Below are 3,122 nucleotides of genomic sequence, written 5' to 3' on the forward strand. Positions count from 1 at the left end.
CCGTCCGCTGCCTGCCCCTACCCCGTCGCGGTCATGCCCCACACACGAAGAAGCCCCTGCTCATCGAACAGGGACTCCCTTTGCCACAACGCACTGAGCCGCGTTCTGTACCTACCACCAGGGGCTTGGCCCTGTCCCGGGTTCCGCTGTTCGGATCCTCCCCGTGCGCTGACGCCGCGATTGAAGGTTCCTGGTCTACCGCTGGAGCCTCGCCGAAGACCGGGCCAACCGTTCAGCCAGATCGTCGACTACGCCGTCGGCGAGTACCAGAACCCCGCCAAACGGCCCCGATCGTTGAAGAGCAGGGGCGATCTTGACTTGTGTCGTCGCCCCGCCGCATCTATGAGCTGGTATCTGGGAAGTTGTCCAGGTTTTGGAGCTGCATCCAGGAGAAGCTCATGGCACGAAGACTCACGGCACTGTGCGTCGCTGCGGGACTGCTCACCGCCGCGTTGGGCATGGCCCCGCCGGCCCAGGCCGGTAACCGCCACCGGCACCTCGACGTCGCGACGTACAACGTCTACCAGGGCACCGACCTCATCCCGCTCCTCACGGCGCCCAACCTGCCGGAACTCGTCCGGCGAGCCGGAATCGCCTATGACCAGGTGGTCGCCACCGACTTCCCGAACCGGGCGCGGGCGATCTCACGCCTGATCAAGAAGGAGCGGCCCGAGGTCATCGGGCTGCAGGAAGTCGCCCTGTGGAAGACGGGCCCGCAGGGCGGCGGGCTCACCACCAGCTACGACTTCCTGGACATCATCCTGCGCGCACTGCACGAGGCGGGGCTCGACTACCGGGCGGCCGCCGTCGACACCACGTTCAGTGGTGTGCTGCCGATCAGCGCCACCAGGCAGGCGAGTTTCACGGACCGGGACGTGATCCTCGTGCGCGACGGGGTCCGGGTGACGAACCCCCAGTCGCACGTCTACACGGCGAAGCTCGTCGTCCCGACACCGTCCGGCATCACCTTCACCATCCCGCGCGGCTGGTCCGCGGTGGACGTGAACCTCGCGGACAAGCCGGTACGCGTGGCGAACACACACCTGGAGCCCGTGGTACCCGCCATCCGCAACGCCCAGGGACAGGAACTGCACACCGCGCTGGCGACGTCTCCGTACCCCGTCGCCGCGCTCGGTGACTTCAACTCCCTGCCGACGGACGCGACCGGTCCGTACGGCACGTTCGCGGGCGGCGGCTATGTGGACGCCTGGCACAAGGTCCACCCCGCGAAGGACGGCTTCACCACATCCCAGGACCCCGGCCTCACCAACGTGCCGTCCAAGCTGGACCACCGCATCGACTACGTCTTCTACCGGCCCGGCCGGCTGTCAGCGGTACGCGCCGAAGTGATCGGGGACCAGCTGCGCGACCGCACACGCACAGGACTGTGGCCGTCCGACCACGCCGGTCTGGTGGTACGGCTGCGCGACTGATCGCGGACAGGGCACGCAGGGCCAAGCACGCGACAGGAATGCCGAGGCCGGAGGCCGGTGCCGACCAGCCCGGCCCGCCACACCCGCCTTGATCGCGTGCTCGGCCACGCTGGAAGCGACAACCCGTTCGACCAAGGCCCCCCGTTAGGGAACACCGCCCCGGACCGGCCCGGCCACCAGGCCCCGCGCGCTCGCTGCCATGGGGACAAGAGGAAAGAGACTTGATGCTGAACCAGCAGCCGCAACGGACCAGCGCCCTACGTTCGTGAGCCGTGACTGTCCCCCTGACCGCCGGCCTCCTCGCAGGCACGGGCCTGGTCGGCGCGCAGCCGGCGTACGCCTCCACGTTGACGGTCACCACCACCGCCGACCTGCCCGGGACGACCTGCGGATCGCCGTGCAGCCTGCGTCAGGCCATCGGCGCCGCGAATGCCGCAGGCGGCAGCAACACCATCACCTTCGCCGTCAATGGCGTCTTCACGTTGACGACCGGAACCGAGCTGCACGTCACCGGGTCACCGCAGCAGCATGACAGCGGCCAAGATCGTTTCCCCGCGTACGGCCGGCAACTCCCCGCCGATGGCCCCCACCGGCGGCCAATTAGGTTCCCCACCTTTGCCATACCGAACACGAAGCGTCACCTCAGCAAGCTGGAGTACCCGCCCTCGACGACCGACAGACCTCCCGGCCCGCCGATCTTGTCGTCGCTGCCCCGTCTGGAACAGTCAGCGGCGTCTGGGGTGGCGATGCGGGGTAGGGATGGGCTCCAGAGACACAGTGAGGAGTGAGGATCCATGACAGTGATCGAGGTGACCAGCGCCGAGCAGTTCGAAGAACTGCTCCGCGCGAACACGAATGTGGCCGCGATGTTCACGGCCGAGTGGTGCGGGCCTGGCAGGGTCATCAGCCCTGCCGTCAGGCACCTCTCGGAGCATTACACGGACATCGTGTTCGTGTCCCTGGACGTCGACAAGGTTGCCCCCGTGGCTCAGAAGTACAGCATCCGAGCCCTGCCTACCTTCATCTTCTTCAAGGACGGTGAGAAGAGCAACGAGGTGATGGGGGCGAACAGGTCGGAGCTCGAAGACAAGGTGAAGATGTTGGCGGCGGCGTAGTGCCCGGTGCACAGCCGACGACTGTCAGGCGAGCTGTGGCCTGGCTTGGAGGCCCCGGCCTCGCCCCGCGAGGACACCGAATGACCTCCCCGGGCCGCCGTTAGAGAGCGACTCACCGGGGTGCCGGCCATTCTCACTGGCAGTGAGATTTCTCGTGGCCAGGTGACTCCCCGTCAGGCGACCGTGGGTGGGGAAATCTAGCTGGCCACCGACAGCAGCACCTCACGATCAGAGGCAACGGCCCGACGAAGACGGTCATCGATGGTGGTGGGGCCACCCGCGTCGTCGAGATCGACGATGGGGCGACCGTCGGGGTCTCCGGCCTGACGGTCCGTAACGGCAGCGCAGACTTCGGCGGCGGAATCCTGAACCTGGGCTCGCTGAGTGTCAGCAACAGTGCCGTCACCGGCAACAGCGCCGACGTTGCCGGTGGCGGTATCCGCAACGGCGCAACCGCCGCGGCCACCCTCACCAATGTCTCAGTGCGTTGTGGCAAACCGAATCTTGTTCGAGTGGCAATGGGTGATCGCCTGGACGGAGGTTCGGGTGTAGTCGCGGGCATGAGAGAACGGGC

Annotated in this window: 3 protein-coding genes; all 3 read left to right on the forward strand. The window is 67.2% G+C overall.

All coding sequences use genetic code 11. From position 1 onward, the window contains the following. Positions 1–398: 398 nt before the first annotated feature. Positions 399–1,433: an endonuclease/exonuclease/phosphatase family protein gene (locus tag AB0I68_RS38885; RefSeq protein WP_363182171.1), complete on the forward strand. Its 1,035-nt coding sequence runs from the start codon at positions 399–401 to the stop codon at positions 1,431–1,433. A 272-nt stretch (positions 1,434–1,705) separates the two neighbouring features. Continuing rightward, positions 1,706–2,221 (forward strand): CSLREA domain-containing protein, encoded by a 516-nt coding sequence (locus AB0I68_RS38890; protein WP_363182172.1) that lies wholly within the window; start codon positions 1,706–1,708, stop codon positions 2,219–2,221. 6 nt (positions 2,222–2,227) lie between these two features. Then, entirely contained in the window at positions 2,228–2,548 is a 321-nt protein-coding gene (locus AB0I68_RS38895; RefSeq protein ID WP_363182173.1) for a thioredoxin domain-containing protein, read from the forward strand. Positions 2,549–3,122 lie beyond the last annotated feature (574 nt).

It is taken from the genome of Streptomyces sp. NPDC050448 (genome assembly GCF_040655295.1).
In the GTDB taxonomy this organism is placed as follows: Bacteria; Actinomycetota; Actinomycetes; order Streptomycetales; family Streptomycetaceae; genus Streptomyces.